Origin of the sequence: Desulfatiglans sp., assembly GCA_012513605.1 — a bacterium.
Classification (GTDB): domain Bacteria; phylum Desulfobacterota; class DSM-4660; order Desulfatiglandales; family HGW-15; genus JAAZBV01.
Genome location: JAAZBV010000118.1, coordinates 1 through 23,770 on the forward strand (window position 1 = coordinate 1; position 23,770 = coordinate 23,770).

The window sequence follows — 23,770 nt, forward strand, 5'->3', positions numbered from 1 at the left end:
CTATCTGGTTACCATCAGTCATAACCCTTTCAGTTATCAGCATTGAGCTGCCAGGCCCCAGTTCTGCTTCATTCAATCTGTTTGCAGAATCAACACCGCCGATCTGGGAGAGTTCCATCTCAGCGTAATAAAGGGGTCAAATCTCCTAATAGCTTATGATAATTATGTAGTAGAGCTAATCGGAGATTTGACACCTATTGCTTCACTGGCTAAACACACTTCTCAAAAGCATCCCATTTTATTGAGATAATGATATGCCACTATCCCTGCTGATGTTGATAGATTAAGGCTTCTTACATTACCCCATATTGGAATACGAAAGCAGGGATATTTTTTTATTATATTTTCCGGAAGTCCGACACTTTCAGGCCCGAAAAGAAGGTATGAACCTTTTGTGACCTCTGCCTCTGTATAAAGCTGTTTCGCAGATTTACTGAAACAGTACAGGCGCTCTTTAATACCTGAATCACTCGCAAGAAATGCCTCAAGGTTTTTATGGTGTGTTATATCCACCTCGTGCCAGTAGTCTATGCCTGCCCTTTTCAGATGTTTATCATCAACAGCAAATCCCAGTGGGTGGATAAGATGCAGCCTGATCATGGCAGCGCCACAGAGCCGTGCAATGTTACCGGTATTTGCAGGTATCTCAGGCTGGAACAGGACTATATTAAGGAACGGCTCTTTTATTATCACATGCTCTTTTTCAGGGTTATCTTTCATGATGAATATTTCCTTGAACCCGAAACCTTGAACCTTAAACCTTATACCTCACACCTCTATCAGCGGGCATGGATAATCCTGATAACTCACGTGAACCGGTATATCACCCATATTGCATTCAAGAAGGGATGCCTTTGCCTGCGCAAGGGCCTTTTCAGGGGTGTTATTCACCTCACTTAAATGGGCAAGCACAATATTGTTAAGCCTTTCATGGCTGAGCCTTTTAAGCAGGTCACCTGCCTGTTCATTTGACAGATGCCCGTATGAACCCCGTATCCTCTTTTTAAGGTGATATGGATATGGCCCATTTTCCAGCATCTCAATATCATGGTTGAATTCAAGCATTAAGGAAGTACAACCCTGGAGCCTCTCTTCAAGCGATGGGGTACTTTCACCGACATCAGTAAGTATCCCCAGGCGTGAACCGTTCGATGAAATTATGAGCCCAACCGGGTCAGCGGCATCATGGCTTTTTGCAAAGGTCTCTATGATAATATCGTTTATTATAAAGGTATCACCGGTGTTAACACTGTCACACACCCTCGTGTTTTTAAGAAGATTATGGCACCGGCTTATGGTGGATCTGTTTGCATATATGGCTGAATCAAATCTTCTGGAGATGGGGCCCAACCCTCTGGTATGGTCGCTGTGTTCATGGGTGATTATTACTGCGTCAATAGATGCTGTCATAATACCTATTAATCTGAGCCGACTTACTATTTCACGGCAGCTTAAACCCGCATCTATAAGGATACCTGTATTATCTGTTTCTATGTAGCAGGCATTGCCTTTGCTGCCCGAGGCAAGAACTGAAAACCGCATTGGGACCTTTTCTATTTTATATGTTACTTTATGTACATCAAGAAGCCCCAATTTGACGATGGGGCTTTCAGCGGTCAGCGATCAGCTTTCAGCCAAGTTTTTTAGTTGATAGCTGAATGCTAATGGCTCATAGCTATTCAACACCGCTATGGCCGAACCCGCCATCTCCCCTTGTTGTTGAATCAAGATCATCAACCACAAGTATCTCGGCATGACAGACCCTTGCAATAATCATCTGAGCTATCCTGTCACCCCTTCTTACAGTAAATGGTTTATCCCCATGGTTTATCATTATTATACCTATCTCACCGCGGTAATCCGAATCTATGGTGCCGGGGCTGTTTACCATCCCTATGCCGTGTTTAAGTGCAAGACCGCTCCTTGGCCTTATCTGTGCCTCATACCCAACCGGGATTGAAATGGAAAGACCAGTGGGAACAAGCCTGATCTCACCTGGGTTTAATACAATATCTCCATCTGTCCATGCCCTTACATCCATGCCTGAGGAGCCCCAGGTCTCATAGGCAGGAAGGGGAAGATCATAATTATCAGGTTTTTTTATTTTAAGTTCGATTTTTTCCATTAGGGTCATAAAAAAAAGATATTATTGCTCAGGTCAAGATCATCACGGTTTACTGAACCAAGGGTGGTTATTGCCACACCACCCGGCAAAAATGACTGTTTCATGCATTCCACGATATCATCAAGGGTAACATTTTTGAGGTATTCGACGACCTCCTCGTATTCTATATACCTGCCAAATATAAATTCATTCTTGGCAATACGCATCATCCTTGAATCAGTGTTTTCAGAGCCAAGGAGTATGCCGCCTATTAGGTGCTCTCTTGCCTCATTAATATCCACCTCAGAGAGATCACCCTCTTCAATCTTCATTATCTCTTTATTGATTACATCAATGACATTATTAACCTCATCAGGGTCGCTCCCTACGCAGATGCCAAGCATACCTGAATCAATATATGATGAAATAAAGGAATATATAGAATAGGCAAGCCCCCTCTTCTCCCTGATTTCCTGAAACAGTCTTGAACTCATGTTGCCGCCGAGTATGGTGTTCAATATGGCGCCTGCAAACCGCATTTTACTTGTAAGGGTCGGGGCCTTGCCCCCCATGATAATATTTATCTGTTCCAGTTTTTTGTATGAGCAGACTATGCTTGATTCAGGGGCGTGGGGAATTTTATTGATATCTCTCTTTACTGGTTCCAGCCTTTTAAATTTTTCCTCAAAGACCTTTACAACATCCTTATGTTCGATGTTTCCTGCTGCTGATATGATTATCCTGCCTGTGTTGTAATAACCCCTCATATATTCGAGGATCCCATCCCTGGTAAATGATGAAACCGTTTCAGGTGTGCCAAGAACAGGAAGCCCCAGAGGGTGGCTGCTGAAAAACTGTGCATTGAACAACTCATACGCCTGCTCTTCAGGGGAATCCTCAATCATGCTGATTTCCTGAAGAACAACCTGTTTTTCCTTTTCTATTTCAGCAGGGTCAAAAGAGGAATTCAGAAATATATCAGAGAGGATTTCAACAAGCCTGTTAAAATCCTTGTCAAGCACCTTTGAATGAAAACAGGTGTATTCTTTGCCAGTAAAGGCATTTGCCAGACCGCCAATAGCATCAAGTTCCTTTGCTATAAGCAGTGTATCGCGGGACGGGGTCCCCTTAAAAAGCATATGCTCTATAAAATGAGAGACCCCGTTGTTAATACTGTTTTCATCCCTTGAACCTGTACCGACCCAGATTCCAAGGGACACAGACTTATAATGGTCAATCTTTTCGGTAACTATCCTGATGCCATTACTTAAAACTGTTTTTTCATACATGCTAAAGACTTTCATCAAGCGCCGCTTTACGCGACAGGGCAATCTTGCCTGATTTCTTGTCAATTTCTATTACCTTGACAAGGACCTCATCACCCTCCTGAAGAATATCTGTCACCTTATTGACCCTCTCCTTGTCAAGCTGTGAGATATGGATAAGGCCGTCAGTTCCGGGAAGAATCTCCACAAAGGCGCCAAAATCCATAATCTTCCTGACCTTGCCATTGTAAAGTTTCCCGACCTCTGCCTCCTGCACAATAGCATTGATCAATTCAATGGCGGCGTGTGACAGTTCTTCATCAGGGGAGGCAACCACTACATTGCCATCATCATCTACATTGATGGTTGAATCGGTCTTGGCGCTTATCTCCTTTATCATCTTCCCGCTTGGTCCGATGAGTATCTTTATCTTGTCAGGTTTGATCTTCAACTTGGCTATTACAGGGGCATATTCTGAGAGTTTGCTTCTTGACCTTGAGATAGACTCATTCATCTTGCCTAAGATATGAAGCCTGCCCTCTTTTGCCTGACTGAGCGCCTGCTCCATGATCTCTCTAGTAACGCCGTCTATCTTGATATCCATCTGAAGAGCGGTAATGCCATCTTTTGTGCCGGTAACCTTGAAATCCATATCACCATAGTGATCTTCATCGCCTATGATGTCTGTAAGGACTACAGTTTTTGTGCCATCAGAAACAAGACCCATTGCAACACCGGCCACAGCATCTTTTATTGGCACACCTGCATCCATAAGAGAAAGAGAGCCTCCGCACACGCTTGCCATTGATGAAGAGCCGTTTGATTCAAGTATCTCAGAAACAACCCTGATTGCATAACCGAACTCTTCCTTTGGCGGAATAACAGGCACAAGAGCGCGTCTAGCCAGTGCGCCATGACCTATCTCCCTCCTGCCGGGTGAGCCAAGCTTTTTAACCTCTCCAACTGAATAGGGGGGGAAGTTGTAATGCAGGATAAAATTTCTGTACACCTCGCCATAGATAGAGTCTATGCGCTGTTCATCCCTGTCAGTGCCTATTGTGGTAAGCACCATTGCCTGTGTCTCACCCCTTGTAAAAAGGGCAGAACCATGCACCCTGGGGAGAATGCCAACAAGACATTCAATGGGCCTTACCTGATTAAATGCACGCCCGTCTATCCTTTTCTGCTCATCCAGCATCATCCTGCGAACAAGTTTCCTGTCAAGATCATGGAAAAGGGCGTCAATCTCTGACTTTCTTGACGCATATTCCTCACCAAGTGTGTCAAGTAGGGTCTTAAGGGCATCCTTCCTGCTCTGGTTTCTCTTTTGCTTATCAGCGATGCGTATTGTATTGTCCAGAAGCGGCCCTGCAATTGCCTCTATTTTCTGGCAGAGTTCATTGTTTTCTGTGCCCGCAGGCACTACCCTTTTGGGCTTTCCTGCTGCCTGCTTCAGCTCAATCTGCATGTCAAGCATCGGCTGTATGGACCTGTGGCCATAAAAGATTGCATCAATCATGTCAGCCTCTGAAACAAACTGACCGCCACCTTCAACCATCACAACCGCTGTCCTGTTACCTGCAACAATAAGGTTGATATCACTCCCTTCCAGTTCCGCAAAGGTCGGGTTGATGACAAATTCGCCATTAACCCTGCCAACACGAACTGCGGCAACCGGGCCTTCAAAGGGGATATCAGATACCTCAAGGGCAGCAGAGGCGCCCAGAATGGCCAGCATATCCGCATCATTCTGCCTGTCTGTTGAAAGCACACTGGCAATTATCTGTATCTCATTGTGATAGTTCTTTGGGAAAAGAGGCCTTAAAGGCCGATCTATAAGCCTTGCTGTAAGTGTCTCGTTTTCACCTGGCCTGCCCATATCCCTTCTGAAATAGTTACCGGGGAACTTTCCTCCGGCGTATGACATTTCCTGGTATTCACATGAAAGGGGCAGAAAGTCTATTCCCTCCCTGACATCATCGGTTGAGACCGCAGTTACCAGCACTACTGTTTCACCAAAGGTGACAACAACAGAACCGCTTGCCTGCTTGGCAATACGACCGGTCTCAATCGACAAGCTCTTACCATTTATTTCAATTGTCGACATTTTTATCATATTTTTTTACCTTTCATAACCATAAACATAATGGTCAAATCATTTAACAGGGCTTTGCAAAATCACTCGCCCTTGTTTTACTTCCTGATCCCAAGCTCCCTAATTATCTGCTGATACCTTGTCAGGTCAGACTTTTTTAAATAATTAAGCAGTTTTCTTCTCTGCCCTACCAGTTTTAACAAACCCCTTCTTGAGTGATGATCCTTTTTATGGGTTTTAAAATGATCTGTCAGATAGCTGATCCTGTTGCTTAAAAGGGCAATTTGCACCTCTGGTGAACCTGTATCCTTACCATGAAGTTTGAATTTTTCGATTATCTCTTTTTTTGTTTCTGTAGTTAGTACCACTTTCCATACCTCCTTAAAATTGGAAACCATAAAATTAGTTAATTACCTGAAGCCAACAATTTTTTTTAAAATAATTTTCAGCCTCTATTTCTATTAATAATTAAACACCTTTATCTTTTTAATCCAGCCATACCTGTTGATCATGGCAGTGTCTATATCAAGTACAGCTACCAGGTCAGAACCGGCCATCAGTTTTATATTACCCTGCTCGACACTGGATAGTTCATTGTCTGCATCAAGTTCATTCCACAGGGGCCTGTAACCATTCCTGATCCTCTTTGCAAGATAATTATCAATACTTACTGACATCATCTCCGGGAGCGCCCCTGCAAGGGGGATTACCCGTTCCAAAAGCCCCTTCTGATCAATTGAATCCGTGTTATTTAATACAATGGCATCATCAACATTAAACCCGCCGCTTGATATCCTCCTTAAATCCTGCAAATGAGCGACAGTATCAAGCCTTTTCCCTATGTCCAGCGCAAGGCTCCTTATATAAGTCCCTGCTGAGCATATTACATCAACTGTAATAAGGGGCAGCCTTATGTCTATCACATCTATGGAATAAACAGTTACCTCTCTCTTTTTCAGCTCTACATCCATGCCCCTGCGGGCAAGTTTATAAGCCCTCTCACCATTGACCTTTAAGGCAGAAAAAGCCGGGGGAACCTGCTCAATAACCCCTTTAAAACCCGCAATCTCTGTATGTATCCTGTCTTCTCCCAATTCAGGGACAGCCATCTCCTTTGTTATAAGCCCGGTAGAATCATATGTATCAGTCTCAATACCAAGCCTGATCTCTGCCCTGTATTTTTTCCTGCCTCCCATGATATAGGGAGATAATTTTGTCCCCTGCCCCAGGAGCAGTATTAAAAGCCCGGTGGCAAAAGGGTCAAGCGTGCCGGCATGACCTGTCTTTTTGCATTTAAGCAACCGCCTGACCATCCTGACCGAATCAAAGGAGCTCCTCCCTTTTTCCTTATCGATAAGCAGTATCCCATCCGGAGGAATTTCATTTATTTTTTCAGTCAAACTCTCTCTTCTTATTCTTTCTCATCATCCTGAATCTTTTTAAACAGCTGTTCAAGACGATTACCGGTTTCAAGGGTCTGGTCATGATCGAATATAATATCAGGAATATTTCTTAGTTTAAGACCTGAACCCAGCTCCCTTTTTATAAAACCCTTTGCACTGTCAAGACCGGTTAATGCCTGCTTTGCCGCTTCTTTAGAACCCAGAACACTGAAAAATATCCTGGCATTTTTCAGATCATTGCTCAGGTTTATACCGGTAAGTGTTACCCCCTTTAATCTCGGGTCTCTTATCCTGGTCATAAGGAGTTCAGCCACAAATCTTAAGATCTGTTCACCAACCCTTGTAGCTCTCTTTCCCTGCAGCATTTTTCGTATTAAACCCTTTTAATTAAACATCGTTCCAAAACGATTTTATTAAACATTAATTATCTCAATCCTGGAATCGATTATCTCAGCAAGATACAAGGATTCTATAAAGGTCATTACGGTTGCAAGTACAGAATCTACATATCCCCTGTCATTTCCTACTGCGCTTATTCCCAGACCTATCCTCTGCCACTTGTCATTATACTCAACCTCGGCTATGGCCACATTGAACCTGCTTTTTACCTTTCCAATGATGCTTTTTACGATCCTTCTCTTGCCTTTAAGAGAATCATTTTCATAAATAAAAAGCTCTATGGACATTGCTCCTATGACCACTCCTTACAACTCCGCTTTAATCTCCTCTATCTTGTAAACCTCAATGATGTCACCAGGTTTAATATCCTGAAATGATTCAAGCCCTATACCGCATTCATAACCTGCCTGAACCTCCCTGGCATCATTCTGGAGCCGCCTCAGGGATGCTATTTTACCGCTGAAAATAACAACATTATCTCTCAGTAGGCGGACCATTGAGCTTCTTTCAATCACTCCGTCTGATACAAAACAGCCTGCAATCTTACCTATCTTTGGCACTGAAAAAATCTGCTTGATCTCAACATGCCCTGCAACATGTTCCTTGTATATTGGCTCAAGCAGACCAGCCATTGCCTTCTTGATATCCTCAATAAGGTCATAGATTACATCATAGTACCTGATATCAATATTCTCTCTTTCGGCTATCTGCACCACCCTGGCGTTGGTCCTTACCCTGAAGCCTATGATTATGGCGCCGGATGCAGTGGCGAGCATGACATCCGATTCAGTTATTGCCCCTGTTGATGAGTGTATAACCCTGATTTTAACCGCTTCAGTTCCCAATTTATTGAGGGATTCAGTCAGTGCCTCAAGTGAACCCTGTACATCGGCCTTGATGATAATATTGAGTTCCTTGATTGCCCCTTCACGAATCTTTTCATAGAGGTCATTTAGGCTTACAATGTCACTCTTTCCCCTCTCCTTCTCTTTTATCTTGGCCTGGCGGTGTTCAACGATCTGCCTTGCTGTTTTTTCATCAGGGACGACATAAAATTCATCACCGGCCTTTGGCACACCTGACATACCGTATATTTCTACAGGAACAGATGGCGTGGCCTCCTTCAGCTTTTTGCCCCGGTTATTCAGCATAGCCCTTACACGCCCGTAGTTCTCACCGCATATGAAATGATCACCCTGCCTGAGTGTTCCTTCCTTAACCAGAACCGTTGCAACAGAGCCCTTACTCTTGTCAAGCTGCGCCTCAATGATTGTTCCTTTTGCAGGCTTGTTTGGATTTGCCTTTAATTCAAGTATTTCTGACTGTAAAAGGATAAGCTCCATCAGCTCATCAACTCCCTGGCCTGTTTTAGCAGAGATCTTTCCGAATATGGTATCACCGCCCCATTCTTCAGGTGTAAGTTCAAGCTCTGCCAGCTCCCTTATAACCTTGTCAGGATTTGCCTCGGGTTTATCCATCTTGTTGATGGCCACAATTATTGGTATCTTTGCGGCCCTTGCATGGTTGATTGCCTCTCTTGTCTGGGGCATTACGCCATCGTCAGCAGCCACAACAAGTATAATTATATCTGTTACCTTGGCTCCCCTTGCCCTCATTGCGGTAAATGCCTCATGCCCCGGTGTATCCAGAAAGGCGATATCGCCGCTCTCTCTTTCAACATAATAGGCGCCAATATGCTGGGTAATACCACCTGATTCACCGGCTATTATGTTTGAGCTGCGTATATAATCCAGGAGCGAGGTCTTGCCATGATCAACATGCCCCATTATGGTCACAACCGGCGGCCTGGGTTTTAGATCCTCCGGTTTGTCAGTAAGCTCATCCAGTTTAACCTCCATTTCAAACTGGTCGAGTTCAAGCTCATACCCGAATTCATCGGCAGCAAGGCATGCGGTCTCAAAATCGATCTGCATATTAATATTTCCCATAACACCCATCTTTATAAGAAGTTTTATTAGGTCTGCGCCCTTTACTCCCATTGCCTTGGCAAGATCAGATACAGTTACATGTTCAGGCACCTTGAGCCTTCTCTTGCTTGCCTTGGGGGTAGTAATTTCAGTCTGTTTAAGTCTTTTAATGACATCCTTTGTCTTTTTTGATGATTTCCTGTCCTTTAACCTGGGCCTTCTGTCTTCATACAGGTCGGCGCGTTCAAATACCTCAACCTTCTTGTGCCTCAGCCGGATATCTGACTCCACTTCCTTTTTAGGTTTTTCTCCCTTTTTCCTGTCTTTTCTTTTTTTAGGTCTTCGGTCGTCAGATTCTTCATCAAATGATTCTACGCCAATATTAGCGGCTGGTAAGATTTCCTTTCTCTTATATTCACTGGATACCCTGACAACCTGCTGTTTCGCCTTATCCCCTGATATTTCCGCTTTAGGGGTAGCGGCAACAGGCTCCGGAAGTCTGATAATTCGGGCAGGCCTGTCTTTAAGCCTCTTTTTCGGTTTTTTACCTGGTGCCTTTTCATGGCCTTTTTCTTCAGCCGTATCAATATCCAGGGCCTCATCCAGCTCTACCTCAGCCTCTTCTTCTATCTCGGGTGAAGTAGTTTCGATCTCTACTGCAGCATCTTCAGCCTCAGTTTTGTCTGTAACCTTTACCCTCTTTTTGTCTTCGGTTACTTCCTCTGCCATTGCATCTGATTCTTCAGACTCTTTTATTGCTGCCTTATCCTGGGTGACATGGCCGATAGCCTCTTTGCCTCTTTTTACAGGTTCCGGGGCAGATGGCTTTTTAATAATACGTGCGGGTGATTCTTTAACAGGGGTAATGACCTCAGGCTTTGTTTCAGGAAAGGGTTCTGCCTTCATTGTTTCTTCTATTGTCTCAGTTTCTTCAACCTGAACGACCTTTCTCCTGCGGATGACATTACGCTGAAGCCGTTTCTCTTCAATAACTTCGGATACACTGCCAGCCTTAACTATCTCTTTTGCCCGTCTAATATCACTGTCATCAAGGGTACTCATGTGATTTTTTACAAGCATACCGCCGGCTTTCAACCTGTCAACCAGTTCCTTGTTGTCAATTTTTAGTTCATTGGCCAGTTCATAGACCCTTACTTTAGACATTTAATCCCCTTTTCTTAAAAAATCTTTCCATGCATGCTGCGTCATTACAGATGTATATTCCACGGCCATTTTGTCTCTTGAGGTTATCAATAACAACACTGTTATCCTTATTGATAACAAGCCGTATCAACTCCATTTTCCCCTTTTTTGATCTGCATGATACACATGTCCTTATCGGTACATGGCTAACACATCTATTCATCAGTATTATCAGATTCTTCTTTATCACTGCCCGCCTTTGTTCCTGATGCATCTGTTCCAGCATCCTGAAGATATTCTTTTGCAGTAGCAATCAACTGGGCAGCATCCTTTTCATTAAGTCCCTCTACATTTGCCAGTTCAGCCAGATTGGCTGATGCAACATCCGCTATTGAGCGGTATCCTTCCTGATAGAGTTCCGTTGCTATAGCCTCACCCACGCCCTCCAGACTTAAGAGTGAATTATATGAGTCTTTGAGATTTTTATTGTAATCAGTCTCGCTGGTCACATCCAGGTTCCAGCCTGATATCTTGGATGCGAGCCTGACATTCTGACCTCTCCTGCCTATTGCAAGAGAAAGCTGGTCATCAGGCACAACAACAACCATAGAATGATTGATTTCATCCACGATTACCCTGGTAATTTCAGCTGGCGCAAGGGCATTGCAGATAAATTTAGCAGGGTCATTATCCCAGGTGACAATATCTATCTTTTCACCCCTTAATTCCTGTACAACAGCCTGAACCCGGGAACCCTTCATACCGACACATGCCCCTACCGGATCAACATCGCTGTCCTTTGACATTACTGCAATCTTTGCCCTGCTGCCTGGTTCACGGGCAACCTGTATAATGCTTACAATGCCTTCTGAAATCTCAGGTACCTCATTTTCGAAAAGCATGGATAAAAAGTTGGGATGTGTTCTGGAGAGTATTATCTGAGGCCCTCTGCTGAACTGCCTGACCTCCAGTATAAAAGCCCTTACCCTGTCACCTTGTTTGTAGGTCTCTTTAGGTATCTGCTCTTTGACCGGCAGTTCTGCCTCTGCCTTGCCAAGATTCACAATAATGGCGCCCTTGTCAAAACGCTGGACAATACCGTTTATGATCTCACCGCGCCTGTCCTTGAAGTCATCAAAGACAACATTTCTTTCAGCCTCACGAAGCCTTTGCATTATAACCTGTTTTGCCGATTGGGCAGCAACCCTGCCAAGTTCATCCGTTTCCATCCTTATTCCAAGGCTGTCACCTATAACAGCATCCGGATCAATCTCATGGGCATCTTCAAGGGATATCTCAAGGTTTTCATTTGCTACTTTTTCAACGACCTCCTTAAATTCAAAAACCTCGATTTCACCCATCTCTTCGTTGAACTTTATTTCGAGATCATAGTTCTGCCCAAGCTTTTTTCTTGCAGCGGCCTTTACTGCCTCCTCAAGGGTCTGTATTAACGTATCTCTCTCAACACCCTTTTCACGGCCTACCTGCTCCAATACTTTCAATAAATCTGAAGTCATTTTAGATTCACTCCATTATTTGTGCTGTTAACTGTACCTTCTTTATTATTATCAAAATCATATACCATGTTTGATTTTTCAATATCGTTAAAAGGCAATTCTATTATATTTCCCGATGATTCAAGAAAAACTGTCTGGTCAGCGCATTTTTTCAGTACGCCTGTAAAACTCTTTTGCCCATTGACAGCCTGTTTCATTTTAAGTTTAATCCTGCTGCCTACAGCCCTTATAAAATCCTTTTCCCTTCTTAAAGGGCGATTAAGACCGGGGGATGAAACCTCCAGGACATATTCATGATCAATGATCTCTTTTATATCAATAATGTCACCAAGCTCTCTGCTTACATCAGCACAGTCATCTATCGTGACACCATTTCCCTTGTCTATGTAAAGTCTTAAAACCCAGCGCCCGTAAGTTGACAGGTATTCCACCTCTACCAGTTCGTACCCCATATCATAAAGCATGGGTTCAATCAGCTCAAATACCCGATCCCTTATAGTAGAAATATCTGTCAATCTCTATTTTCCCCAAAAACTAATAAAAAAGCGGGTTTTAAGACCCGCTTCAGAATCATGAACTCTATCTTTAGCAAATATGCATTAGTCAAAAGATCTTTATCAGCATATTGCAAAACATTGTGCCCACAATTCGAAGAAGATCAACCTCATTGGTTAACAACCTCAAAAAGGGAATCAGGATCAATAAGACATATATGGAGCGGGCAACGGGGTTCGAACCCGCGACACCAAGCTTGGGAAGCTTGTACTCTACCAACTGAGCTATGCCCGCATTTATTTTTTGTCTTTATGTCTGCGCCTTATAAAAAATAATGAAAGGCCACAGTTAAAATCCTGTATCATCACTATATAAAAAAAGAGATGATGCCTTTACTTATCAAAAGTAATTTGGCTTTTTTATCATATGAGGAATCATTGTCAAGAGAATATCTTATGAGCGAGATAATACAATAATAGGTAATTTCCGAATAACTATTTATCAATTTGCCAAATTAACCTTAAATTAGTATCAACAACATAAACATGGCTGGAGAATATTATTTTTGTTTTTTATTGTCAACAATTGAAAAAAAAGTCATACCATTTTGCATAATTGTATGTTAATTTATTCTTAAAAAATATTTTATAACAGGGAGAAAAAGGGTTCCTTGGAAGAAGATTCAAACCGTAGTATTTTAAACAAAATTTTGTCCTTCATGAATAAGCACCATCTTCAGAATGGAACAGACCTTGCTGATGAGATCAATGATCTTATAGATGAAGGACAGGCAAAGGGGTTTATCACTGATGAAGAATCGGATATGGTTCACGGTGTGCTGGAGCTTAAAGAGACCACAGCGCTTTCAATAATGATACCCAGAACCGATCTGACTTCTGCGCCTATTGATAGTACACTTGGTGAGCTTATAAATCTTATTTCCACATGTGGACACACCAGGATACCGATCTACGGGGAGAATATCGATGAAATCATTGGAATACTCCATGCCAAGGATCTATTGAAACTATTCGGCAGCCCCCCTGATACAAAAATTACCACTGATATCCTTAGAAAGACCTTTTTTGTGCCTGGCAGCCAGAAGATCAGTATCCTTTTAAGGGATCTCAAAACCAAAAAAAATCATATGGCAGTGGTCACAGATGAATATGGCGGCACAGAAGGCATTATCACCATAGAGGATATCCTGGAAGAAATAGTAGGTGAAATAATGGATGAGCATGATCATGAGGACCCACTCATGACCAAAATAGATGACCATACCATACTTGCGGATGCACGCCTTGGCGCAGAAGAGCTGGAGGAGATATTTGATATAAAGCTGCCGGATGGTGATTTTGAATCTGTTGGCGGGTTTATTATAAATATGATGGGCAGGATACCTAAGGCAGGTGATGAGCTTATCTACAACAACCTGAAGATTCTGATCAAATCTGCTGATGAAAGAAGGATAGATAAGGCGCTGATCACCTTATGTGATAATCAGGATGAAGCGGAAGAATCTTTTACCTGAAATATTACCCACTCTTTTCATGAAATGATACAGTCCAGCATCCTTGAATAGAACAGTAAAAATATGAGCCAGATATCAGTGAATAAAAACCTGCCTGCAATTGTGTCAGGGCTCCTGTTAACAGCCTCATTTCCGCCCCTTAATACAGACTGGCTGATCTGGATAGCTTTAATACCCCTTCTGATATCCATCAATGACGAGACACCTAAAAGGGCATTCAGGCTCGGCCTTATAACAGGGCTGACTCATTATGTCACCCTGCTCTACTGGATTATTAACGTGTTAGCCACCTATGGAGGGCTGGACATATACACCAGTATTGTTGTTTTGCTGCTTCTGGCACTCTATCTTTCACTCTATACTGCCTCCTTCTCTGCATTGATAACCATTAAAGACCACTGCAGGTTAAGGATATTTCTATTTGCAGCCATTTGGGTATCCCTTGAATATGTAAGAACCTTTTTTCTTACCGGGTTTCCATGGGGACTTCTTGGTCACAGCCTGTACAGCAGGCTATCACTGGTTCAGATTGTGGATATTACAGGGGTATACGGGCCATCCTTTATTATAGCTGCTGTAAATCTCTCTATATTTGAGATCATAAATGCGCGAAGTCATCTTTTTAAAAACAGATATCTGATAACAGAAACCATCCTGTTATTAGTGGTTATCGTCCTCTCCTTTAACTATGGGAAAAAGGCCCTTGCGCGATACAGCATCATTAAACCTGAAAACACAATGATTAATGCCGCCATTATACAGGGGAATATTGACCAGTCAGTCAAATGGGATATCAGCTTTCAGGATAAGACCATCATAAAATATGCAGAGATGACACAAAAAAGTTTTAATACCTCTCCTGATATTGTTGTATGGCCTGAAACCGCAGTCCCTCTTTTTTTCCAGGATGAGAACCCTTTAGCAGAAAGGATTTATGAGCTTGCAAAGGAGGGTAATACCCACCTTATATTCGGGAGCCCCGGATACAAAAGGGATGGCGACAGGATACTCTACTATAACACTGCCTGGTATATCTCTCCACAGGGCGAGATAAAGGGGCAGTACAGCAAGAATCATCTTGTGCCATTTGGGGAATATGTGCCATTCCAGAAAATTTTTCCATTTATTTACAGGCTTGTGCCGTCGGCAGGTGATTTTTCAAAGGGAGAAAAGAATGACCCGCTGATGCTTGGCAGCACTTCATCCGGGATACTTATCTGTTATGAGGTGATCTTTCCTGACCTGGCGCGTGAGCAGGTGCGCAAAGAGGCATCTATATTTATAAACATTACAAATGATGCATGGTTCGGTTACTCAAGTGCGCCATATCAGCACCTGTTCATCTCGGTATTCAGGGCAATAGAAAACAGAAGACCCATGATACGTTCCGCAAATACAGGTGTGAGCGCAATCATTGATCCGAGAGGCGTTGTAACTGCACAGGGCGATATCTTTACAGATGAGATCATCACAGGCAGGGTCTCTACCGGTTATAATGAGAAAACCTTTTACACCAAAAATGGGGATATATTTGCATTATCTTTATCAATCATATGTTTATTTATATTTTTTATACCCCTGTTTTACAGTAAAGCACCTGTGAAAAAATAATCCGATATAAAATCACTAAGTACCATCTTGCCTGAGCAGGCATAAGTGACACTGTTAGAGATTACTATTATGCTTGATGCAACTCAGGTTTTTCAAAACCAAAAAAGGCTTGTATTTTTAATGTTTGTTAAAGATAATATGTTTAATATTTTTTTTAAAAGGAATAATATTATGAATACATTCACAGCAGTGATACACAAAGAAGATAATCTGTATGTTGCAGAATGCCCTGAGATTGGTACTGCCAGCCAGGGAGAAACAATTGAGGAGGCAGTTAAAAATCTTAAGGAAGCAACAGAACTATATCTTGAGGAATTTCCTTTAAACCCTATTCCTCGATCTATTCTTACAACATTTGAGGTATCTGCTAATGCCTGAGCTGCCCATCATCTCAGGTGATGAAGTTATAAGAGTATTAAAGCGACTCGGTTTCTATGAAGTAAGACAAAAAGGCAGTCACGTTGTCATGCGCCGCGAACATAAAGGCTGTGTCATCCCCAGGCATAAAGAAGTTGCTGTTGGAACACTTAAAAGTGCACTAAAGCAAGCCGGGATCTCCTCTGATATATTTATCGAAGCATTTAAAAAATAGTTATTTTTTGTTAATAGCCTGTTATTACTCGCATCATTTCCCTACTTATTTTAAGGTCGTCATGCCCAGAAAAATCATTTTTAATGTCATTCCCCGACACGGATCGGGGAATCCAGTCTTGTAGGTCGTGTTGAATTCATGAAACGCGACGTGATTTTAATGCCTCTGAAGGACTGGAAGCGGAAACAGGTTTGCGTTTATCCTTATTAACTTTTACTTCCTTCTCCATCGATTCAGAAGAAAGGGATTCTTAAGGGAGATCGGACATGTCAGGTAATTTTCTTACGGTTCTAAAACTAGGAGGAAGCGTGATCCTCCCACGTGAATCTGTTTTGAGTATGTTTTTGTTAGTCATATTAATACTCCTGATTGGTTATGACTTTTAAAAGATAATAAATTCAATCGTATTAAAAATCAATAATGGGATAATGGAAAAAGAGCACAGAGATTTTATTAGGCCTCTAAATCGCAATAAATTCCTGAAACGCAACATGAATATTTTGTCGTGTTTCGCAGGTTCAGCACGACCTGCGAAGTTGTTGGCTTAAAGACTTTATCCAGCAAAAAGTCTCTCCCCTTGTGGGAGAGATTAGAGAGGGGGGAGTAAGCATTTGTTCTTCCCAGACCTATTCTCTCATAGTCCTCATTCCCTGACGCCGATCGAGGAATCCAGTATTTTCTCTTAATTCCCACCCAGCTTTAAATTTGGGATAAATTGCAATAGGAATCCTGTATTTCTTCCTCGTTCTATTGTATGGTATTTATTTGTAGTGGCACAGAGCCTGTGCCATTGTTGGCACGCTGCCGTATTCCCCCTACATAAACCCTGAAAAAGATTGCTCTTGTAGGGGCGAAAAATCTTTCGCCCTGTTATGTCATTCATCCAATTACAATTTTTAAAAATAATGGATTTTTTCTATTTGCTTATTTTAATTCGATTAAGTATTATCCACCAGCTTCAAAAATATTTTTCCTTTAAATATAAGTAGTTATATTCAGCACGCTTTTTGAGGTGCTATTCATAATAAATTGTTTCAGTTTTTCATTGGAGTGGGGTTAACACCCTTATTTTTAAATTGCCGGTTCATCTTTCTGTATAACATCCCAAAAGTATAGATATACAGAACTGGTGAATAACTTTTTGGGCTGGAGGAATAGCATGGAGGATGGAATCAAAGAAGGTGTTTTCAAAGTTGTACGCTTTGTTGCAAGTCCATTGAGATTTTTTGCACTCGCAATAGTAGGCCTTCTTGCAGCAGTTGTTGGTTTGGCTTGGAAGTCAACTCTCCCGTCGGAAATCACTGCTTTACTAATATATATACTGCTCTGTGCAGTGGGCGTTCTTGTTGTAATGGTAACGTATTTAATTATATGTCATCCGAGAAAACTCGTCTTCGATCAAGAGGCGCATCTCACCTATTTACGCGAACGCTTGGGAGACAGTACTTTGTTAGAGACATACATTTCAGGAATGTTACCAGGAGAGGAACCTCCTAGTCAAATAGAAAGGGGGGCCATGTAATGCTTCTATTAATAACATATGACCTCAAAAAACCTGGCCAAGACTATTCAAAACTTTATGAGGCAATTAAAAGTGAAGGTTGGTGGTGGCACCATCTTGATTCAACTTGGATCGTTAAAACTAATAATGGGCCAGAACATTGGTATAATAAACTATCTCAGCATCTTGATGCCAATGATTATATTTTCATTTGTGAACTAAAAGATAACTACTATGGCTTTTTACCAAATAAGGCATGGGAATGGCTCAAAGACGCTTTTAATAGATAGATATAAACCCAACCTCAATTTAATAAATGCGGACTTGGCTAAAGAACCACTAAGCCGGTTATCAAACGAACAATAAAACAATTAGGAGGATGCTATGGCTAAGAAACGAGTATTTGTTAGTTTTGATTTCGACAACGACAAGGTGCTTAAGGATTTTATCATCGGACAGTCACGACTAGCTGACGCACCATTCGAGGTGATTGACACCTCTCTGAAAGAAGCTGCTCCAATGAAGACTTGGGAGGACAAAGCCCGCGCTGCCATCAAACGATCAAATATCGTAGTTGTGATGGTTGGGCCAAAAACGTACAAGGCCCCAGGTGTTTTGAAGGAAGTAGGAATGGCCCGAGAGGAAGGAATACCAATTGTCCAAGTTATTGGATATAAAGACGGAAATTACACTGCTGTACCTAATGCTGGTCGGCTATATGCATGGAATTGGGACAATATGAAAAAACTTTTGGGATAGGATCGATGGATAAGGTCAAATTTCCCCACTGCTGATACACTGCAAGGAGATACTATGGCACGTCGGGCATTTTATAGCTTTCATTACATTCCTGATAACTGGCGCGCGTCTCAAGTTAGGAACATGGGTGTTATTGAAGGTAACAAGCCAGCCACCGATAATGACTGGGAAACAATCAAGAAGAAGGGCGACGAAGCCATCCAAAAATGGATTGATGATCAACTCAGTGGTAAGTCAGTGGCCATCGTGTTGATCGGAGCAAAGACATCTGGTCGAAAGTGGATCAAATATGAGATCAAGAAAGGATGGGAGGACGGAAAAGGCCTGCTTGGGATATATGTCCACAATTTGAAGGATAAAAACGAAAAACAAGCAATAAAAGGTAGTAATCCGTTTTCAGCTTATAAAGTTGGAGACAAGAATATGGCCGATATTGTTAATGCCTACGACCCACCCTACTCTACAAGCAAGAACGTTTATGAACATATCAAAAATAATCTTGCAGACTGGATTGAGAAGGCTATAGAAATCAGAGGGGAATACGTCTGAAAACCCTCGCAACCTACATGGCAATACCCCTCTTTTAGGGGCACGCATTTGGCTGTCGGGATCTGTTCCCGAAGAGCAGGACTCTACCGAGGTGCAACGTAGTACAATCCTCAATTTCGTTCGTCAATTTTCTCGTCTTATATTCGAACATGGAGGGCACATTGTTCACGGAAGCCATCCAAGTATCACGCCAGTTCTCTTGGAGGAATGTAAACGTCATCAAGAACAGGGCGGTAGAAAAGATGCTTTGATGCTTGCAGTATCCCGCCTTTGGTCGAAGAACCCTAATATTGTACCACTTGATGAGTGGCGGCAGACTGCGATTGTTTACGAAACTCCAGAAGTCACAGGAGAGCGATCTCGTGACGAAAGTCTGGAACAACTTAGAAGGTGGTTAGTAGCACGTTGTGATGCGGTTGTAGTCGTTGGAGGAAAATGGTGGCATACTTTAGCCGGTCGAGCTGGTATCCCTCTTGAACTTGGCTTGGCGATTGAAAGAGGACTTCCATGTTTTCTTCTTGGTGGGCTTGGTGGAGTAGCTCAGGATTTTGTAAAGAATAACCCTGACATTTTATCGCGACTTAAAAACGGACTCGATTTGGAATCGAATCGTATGCTCTCAACCAAGGAAAACATTGAGAGTATCGCAGCAGAAGTATGTACTCAACTGGAACGTCTCCCACTCGTTAGAGGTCGTGGTTATGATGGGGCATCATTCAGAATCCTGTCTCTGGACGGTGGGGGACTGAAGGGGGCGTTTACCGCCGCCGCTCTTGCTGCATGGGAAAAGCAAACGGGACTAAGGATTGTAGATCATTTTGATCTTATCGCAGGAACTTCCACTGGAGGGATTCTTGCAATAGGCATTGGACTCGGTCTGTCAGGACAACAAATGCTTAATTTTTACATGAAGCGCGGGGCTACCATTTTTCCAATAACTCGATTACGTAGTAGGTTTAAGCATACAGTTCAACATTTTTTAAAACCGAAATACGCACAAGAAGTATTATTGCACGAATTGGAAAACGCTTATTATTCTGGAGGCAAAATTCGAGTTATAAAAGACTCTATCTGTCGTTTAGTGATTCCAACGTATCATGCCTTGGCGGGTGCATCTCACCTGTTCCGAACTCCTCACCATCCTGATTTAACAGCTGATGCTAATACCGAAGCTGCTCACGCTGCATTGGCAACCGCAGCAGCACCAACATTCTTTACTGCTGCCAAAATTGCAAACATGGTGGCCGAGAGCAGTTACTTTGATGGAGGAGTGTGGGCAAACTCTCCCGCAATGGCCGCAGTTATTGAAGCAGTCTGCTTCCTGAGAATCCCAGTTGAACGAATTGATGTCCTAAGCGTAGGTACCACAGACGAACCTTTTACTGTTCGAAAACAAATACAAGCTGGAATAGTTGGCTGGTTATGGAAAAAGAAAATTTTGGAGTTATTAATGAATGTGCAACAGGAATCATCATTAAAACTTACAAAATGTCTCCTTGGGGCACCTCGTTTTTTAAGGGTCAATACTACCACTAAACCAGGAATTTACAGCCTGGATTCACCGGAAGAAATAGAGGAACTGTCCGATCTCGGTTGCCGTTCGGCATTGGATACAGATACGCTTGGGCAAGTGAAATCCCGATTTCTAAATGGTGTATATGTTGCACCTTGGGAGCGTTTTTGTTGATTACTTATAAATTAGTTAAATTGTATGCATACACATACAACGTTGTTGTTAAGGATAATTCAGTATTCAGGTAAATAATAGTAGAATTACTCAATGAAGGCATTGCACTGGATGGCAATTCCACTTCGCTCCATAGCCACCAGTGAGCTTTTACATTGAGGTGAGGGCGTGTTATTATGCCAATTTCAATAAATGATTTAAAATCCGCCGCTGGAAGATCTTATAGAACTATGGCAGCAACAACACTAAACGAGGCCCATGCAAAACGGGTACAAACTGCCTTTCTTTGCCATAGTCATAGAGATGAAGATTTAGCTAAAGGCCTACAAGTTTTATTAGCTGAGGGAGGATGGCAGCTATATATAGATTGGCAAGATAATCAAATGCCTGATCAGCCAACCAAAACCACAGCAAATAAAATAAAGCAAAAAATAAATGAATTGAACTGGTTTATATTTTTAGCCACTCCGAATTCGACAAGCTCTAGGTGGTGTCCTTGGGAGATTGGATTTGCGGACAGTACGAAACCCAACGATCAAATTGTGATTGTTCCAACCACGGATGCTTCTGGAAAATGGTATGGAAACGAATACCTTCAGCTATATCAACAAATAACTATAGCATCTGGAGGTGGACTAGCTGCTTTCCCTCCAGGCCAGAATTCCGGTGGAAAATTTATAAAATACCTTTGAAAAGGAGTGTGTGAAAGTGGAGAAAGAGGACGCTGTGAAACGCTGTTATTAGGTTTAAAAGACTCAACCTATAACATAACAACATCCCACTTAAGAATTCATCCAAATAGAAGGGACAACAATTGAAACAACCACCTCTGAAAGCATTGCACCCTGATAGCTCTTTCAGCATAGCAAAACTGGAAGGCTACCGGAAGATTGGTACTCCAGGTCTTATCGACTCTTTAAAACCAGGGGAACCATGTTCATTCAGATTCAACCGGATGGTACTATCATGGATGGTCATCACCGAATTCATATACTTCGCAAACGCGGAGTAGATGTTGACTCAGCCTTTCAAATAATAGAAAAGGCTCGTAAGCGGCCTGTCCCTGATACTAAAGAACAGCGTACCTGGGTTGAACAATATGCCACAGGCCTGAAAACTGCTGGCAGCTTGAAAGTTGCAGAAAAAGCGGAACAATATAAAACAACGGCGGGATTTGGCCATAATGCCAATGCTGACAACATTGTAAAAAGATAAGTTATCACGCAAAGCCGCAAAGAACACAAAGAAAAACAATTTTTATTTTAAGTAGTTACCTTTGCGACTTTGTGTCTTTGTGTGAAATTCAGTTTTTTACGAAATCATAGTGTAAAGGAGAACATCATGAGATTAATATTCCTTTCAATTTTTGCAGCACTTACAATCGGGTTATCGACACAATCCGATTCATATGATGGCATGGCATTGATCCCATCAGGTGAATTTAAAATGGGCAAGGACATACAAAATGGCCTTGGATTTAGCCCTGATCATAAAGTAAAGGTAGATTCTTTTTACATGGATAAATATGAAGTTACGAACAGGGAATATTTAAAATTTTGTCAGGAAACAGGTTATAACCTACCGGAATTCTGGAATACAGATATTTTTAAAAGCGGAGAAAAATACCTTGATTATCCGGTTGTCGGAATAAACTGGGAGGATGCAAATAAATATGCAGAGTGGGCTGGTAAACGATTACCGACAGAAGCTGAATGGGAATATGCAGCAAGAGGTGGCCTGGTTGGTAAAGATTTTCCAAATGGCGATAAATGGACAAAAGAAAGTGCGAAACAAGATAGTACCGGCTGGAAAAACCTGATAGAACCGGTTGGGAAATATGAGCCTAATGGATTTGGGTTATATGACATGGGTGGTAACGTATGGGAATGGGTTAATGACAGGTATTCAGAAACCTATTACAAAGAAGGTATCTACGATAATCCAAAAGGCCCTGATAAAGGGGCAAACAGGGTGATCAGAAGTGGAAGCTGGCACTCCGGGGAAATGTGTTATAAGGTATTTTTCCGAAAAGGACTTATTTACAATTGGTCTGATTTTGCTGTCGGTTTCCGGTGTGTAAAAGATATAAGGATATAATATGAATGAATCATATGAATTTAACGATGATAAAACATTAAGATCATCCCTGGTACTAATAAAAAAATGTCGGGCTACTACCTTTTTTGGTATAACAATTTTGTTAACATGGTCCTGTCATTGTCTTTTATACCTTAATGCAAATAGTTTATTACCTATTTATATTCCTTCTAAATTAATACCTGTTATATCGATGATCAGTGGTTTCGGACCAAGCCTGGTAGCCATCTTACTTACATTGATAACAGAAGGGAAAGAAGGGTTAATAAAATTAGTTAAAAAGGTTTTTATATGGAGGGTAAATTTTTACTGGTACCTTTTTGTCCTATTTTCTTTTGCAATAATTATCATATTATCCTTAGGAATTTTTTCTTTTATTAGCGACGAGTCTTCTGTATTTAAAACCTTAATTAAATGGCAATTATTATTACCTTACTTCCTGTTAAACTTTTTTCTTGGTGGGCCATTAGGTGAAGAATTAGGTTGGAGAGGTTATGCGTTGCCAATTCTACAGAAAAAATATAACGCATTAATGTCGTCTATCATAATTGGTATATTTTGGACTTTATGGCATTTACCATTGTTTTTTTCTCCTGAAAGCCAATTGTCTGCTACACCAATTCCTCTTTTTTTTCTATTCAATACGTCATCATCAATTTTATTTACCTGGGTGTATAACAATACAAATGGTAGCGTTTTATTATGCCTTTTATTTCATACTTCCAACAATTTTTTCAGTGCTATTTTCTCCGTCATGCCTAAATCAAGTGGAAGTTCAATACCAATATATTTAATTACAGGATTATTAATGATAACGGCACTCGCTGTAATATATAAAGCAGGCCCAGCTAAATTATCGAGGAATAAATCTTTTTAACTTGGTAAACAACTTAACAAATGAACTTACTGATGCCCATTTAACATAAATTGGAAATATCATATGCATGTTATAAAATTAAGTATCTTAGCCCGACTTTCGCTATTGGGCATGTTTAAAAAAATAAGTAATTGAAAATATGAAGTATTTTTTAGCAGAGGTTAAAAAGTCTTCACTACAGAGACATTTAGCCCTTGTGATAGCTCAGGTGGAG

Annotated in this window: 26 protein-coding genes, 1 tRNA gene and 1 pseudogene; 13 read left to right on the plus strand and 15 right to left on the minus strand. The window is 41.7% G+C overall.

Translation table 11 applies throughout. The features are described 5' to 3' along the window. From GX654_15815 to GX654_15885, 15 genes and pseudogenes are all read right to left on the minus strand, one after another. Window positions 1-121 (minus strand): annotated as a pseudogene (locus GX654_15815) (ABC transporter permease). Window positions 122-222: 101 nt separating this feature from the next. Next, entirely contained in the window at window positions 223-720 is a 498-nt protein-coding gene (locus tag GX654_15820; protein NLD38329.1) for a tRNA (cytidine(34)-2'-O)-methyltransferase, read from the minus strand. A gap of 48 nt (window positions 721-768) precedes the next feature. Continuing rightward, entirely contained in the window at window positions 769-1,542 is a 774-nt protein-coding gene (locus tag GX654_15825) for an MBL fold metallo-hydrolase (GenBank protein NLD38330.1), read from the minus strand. Window positions 1,543-1,675: 133 nt separating this feature from the next. Next, window positions 1,676-2,125, minus strand: coding sequence for a dUTP diphosphatase (gene dut / locus GX654_15830; GenBank protein NLD38331.1), 450 nt, complete (start codon window positions 2,123-2,125; stop codon window positions 1,676-1,678). A 5-nt stretch (window positions 2,126-2,130) separates the two neighbouring features. After that, window positions 2,131-3,408 (minus strand): insulinase family protein, encoded by a 1,278-nt coding sequence (locus tag GX654_15835; protein NLD38332.1) that lies wholly within the window; start codon window positions 3,406-3,408, stop codon window positions 2,131-2,133. Next, entirely contained in the window at window positions 3,395-5,485 is a 2,091-nt protein-coding gene (gene pnp, locus GX654_15840) for a polyribonucleotide nucleotidyltransferase (GenBank protein ID NLD38333.1), read from the minus strand. The genes GX654_15835 and pnp overlap by 14 nt, the downstream gene beginning before the upstream one ends. 77 nt (window positions 5,486-5,562) lie before the next feature. Beyond that, entirely contained in the window at window positions 5,563-5,862 is a 300-nt protein-coding gene (rpsO, locus tag GX654_15845) for a 30S ribosomal protein S15 (GenBank protein ID NLD38334.1), read from the minus strand. A gap of 63 nt (window positions 5,863-5,925) precedes the next feature. Continuing rightward, on the minus strand, window positions 5,926-6,864 hold the full coding sequence (gene truB, locus GX654_15850; protein ID NLD38335.1) for a tRNA pseudouridine(55) synthase TruB: 939 nt from the start codon (window positions 6,862-6,864) through the stop codon (window positions 5,926-5,928). 11 nt (window positions 6,865-6,875) lie between these two features. Then, window positions 6,876-7,232, minus strand: coding sequence for a 30S ribosome-binding factor RbfA (gene rbfA / locus GX654_15855; GenBank protein NLD38336.1), 357 nt, complete (start codon window positions 7,230-7,232; stop codon window positions 6,876-6,878). 48 nt (window positions 7,233-7,280) lie between these two features. After that, entirely contained in the window at window positions 7,281-7,568 is a 288-nt protein-coding gene (locus tag GX654_15860; protein ID NLD38337.1) for a DUF503 domain-containing protein, read from the minus strand. Window positions 7,569-7,571: 3 nt separating this feature from the next. Next, window positions 7,572-10,358, minus strand: a complete 2,787-nt coding sequence (gene infB / locus GX654_15865; GenBank protein NLD38338.1) for a translation initiation factor IF-2 — start codon at window positions 10,356-10,358, stop codon at window positions 7,572-7,574. After that, entirely contained in the window at window positions 10,351-10,560 is a 210-nt protein-coding gene (locus GX654_15870) for a YlxR family protein (protein ID NLD38339.1), read from the minus strand. Before GX654_15870 ends, infB begins: the two co-directional genes overlap by 8 nt. Beyond that, window positions 10,553-11,854 (minus strand): transcription termination/antitermination protein NusA, encoded by a 1,302-nt coding sequence (nusA, locus tag GX654_15875; protein NLD38340.1) that lies wholly within the window; start codon window positions 11,852-11,854, stop codon window positions 10,553-10,555. The genes GX654_15870 and nusA overlap by 8 nt, the downstream gene beginning before the upstream one ends. Beyond that, window positions 11,851-12,369: a ribosome maturation factor RimP gene (locus GX654_15880; GenBank protein NLD38341.1), complete on the minus strand. Its 519-nt coding sequence runs from the start codon at window positions 12,367-12,369 to the stop codon at window positions 11,851-11,853. The genes nusA and GX654_15880 overlap by 4 nt, the downstream gene beginning before the upstream one ends. Before the next feature lie 198 nt (window positions 12,370-12,567). Further along, window positions 12,568-12,643: transfer RNA gene (locus GX654_15885), tRNA-Gly, on the minus strand. Between the two features lie 424 nt (window positions 12,644-13,067). Between GX654_15885 and GX654_15890 the strand changes: the two genes are divergently transcribed. The 13 genes from GX654_15890 (at window position 13,068) to GX654_15950 (ending at window position 23,556) form a co-directional block, all read left to right on the plus strand. Next, on the plus strand, window positions 13,068-13,883 hold the full coding sequence (locus tag GX654_15890; protein NLD38342.1) for an HlyC/CorC family transporter: 816 nt from the start codon (window positions 13,068-13,070) through the stop codon (window positions 13,881-13,883). 63 nt (window positions 13,884-13,946) lie between these two features. After that, window positions 13,947-15,494 carry an apolipoprotein N-acyltransferase gene (gene lnt / locus GX654_15895; protein NLD38343.1) on the plus strand — a complete coding sequence of 516 codons (1,548 nt, stop codon included), beginning with the start codon at window positions 13,947-13,949 and terminating at the stop codon, window positions 15,492-15,494. Window positions 15,495-15,665: 171 nt separating this feature from the next. Then, a complete protein-coding gene (locus GX654_15900) occupies window positions 15,666-15,872 on the plus strand; it encodes a type II toxin-antitoxin system HicB family antitoxin (protein NLD38344.1) in 207 nt (68 codons plus the stop codon). Beyond that, window positions 15,865-16,086 carry a type II toxin-antitoxin system HicA family toxin gene (locus GX654_15905; protein ID NLD38345.1) on the plus strand — a complete coding sequence of 74 codons (222 nt, stop codon included), beginning with the start codon at window positions 15,865-15,867 and terminating at the stop codon, window positions 16,084-16,086. The genes GX654_15900 and GX654_15905 overlap by 8 nt, the downstream gene beginning before the upstream one ends. A 1,159-nt stretch (window positions 16,087-17,245) precedes the next feature. After that, window positions 17,246-17,608: a hypothetical protein gene (locus GX654_15910; protein ID NLD38346.1), complete on the plus strand. Its 363-nt coding sequence runs from the start codon at window positions 17,246-17,248 to the stop codon at window positions 17,606-17,608. Continuing rightward, a complete protein-coding gene (locus tag GX654_15915; GenBank protein NLD38347.1) occupies window positions 17,608-17,877 on the plus strand; it encodes a hypothetical protein in 270 nt (89 codons plus the stop codon). The genes GX654_15910 and GX654_15915 overlap by 1 nt, the downstream gene beginning before the upstream one ends. Window positions 17,878-17,971: 94 nt before the next feature. After that, entirely contained in the window at window positions 17,972-18,346 is a 375-nt protein-coding gene (locus GX654_15920; GenBank protein NLD38348.1) for a hypothetical protein, read from the plus strand. Window positions 18,347-18,400: 54 nt separating this feature from the next. Next, a complete protein-coding gene (locus GX654_15925; GenBank protein NLD38349.1) occupies window positions 18,401-18,895 on the plus strand; it encodes a TIR domain-containing protein in 495 nt (164 codons plus the stop codon). A 91-nt stretch (window positions 18,896-18,986) separates the two neighbouring features. Continuing rightward, window positions 18,987-20,582, plus strand: coding sequence for a patatin-like phospholipase family protein (locus tag GX654_15930; protein ID NLD38350.1), 1,596 nt, complete (start codon window positions 18,987-18,989; stop codon window positions 20,580-20,582). 176 nt (window positions 20,583-20,758) lie between these two features. Continuing rightward, a complete protein-coding gene (locus GX654_15935; protein ID NLD38351.1) occupies window positions 20,759-21,274 on the plus strand; it encodes a TIR domain-containing protein in 516 nt (171 codons plus the stop codon). 241 nt (window positions 21,275-21,515) lie between these two features. After that, window positions 21,516-21,797: a hypothetical protein gene (locus tag GX654_15940; protein ID NLD38352.1), complete on the plus strand. Its 282-nt coding sequence runs from the start codon at window positions 21,516-21,518 to the stop codon at window positions 21,795-21,797. Window positions 21,798-21,923: 126 nt separating this feature from the next. Further along, window positions 21,924-22,679 (plus strand): formylglycine-generating enzyme family protein, encoded by a 756-nt coding sequence (locus tag GX654_15945; GenBank protein NLD38353.1) that lies wholly within the window; start codon window positions 21,924-21,926, stop codon window positions 22,677-22,679. A gap of 1 nt (window position 22,680) precedes the next feature. Then, entirely contained in the window at window positions 22,681-23,556 is an 876-nt protein-coding gene (locus GX654_15950; protein NLD38354.1) for a CPBP family intramembrane metalloprotease, read from the plus strand. Window positions 23,557-23,770 lie beyond the last annotated feature (214 nt).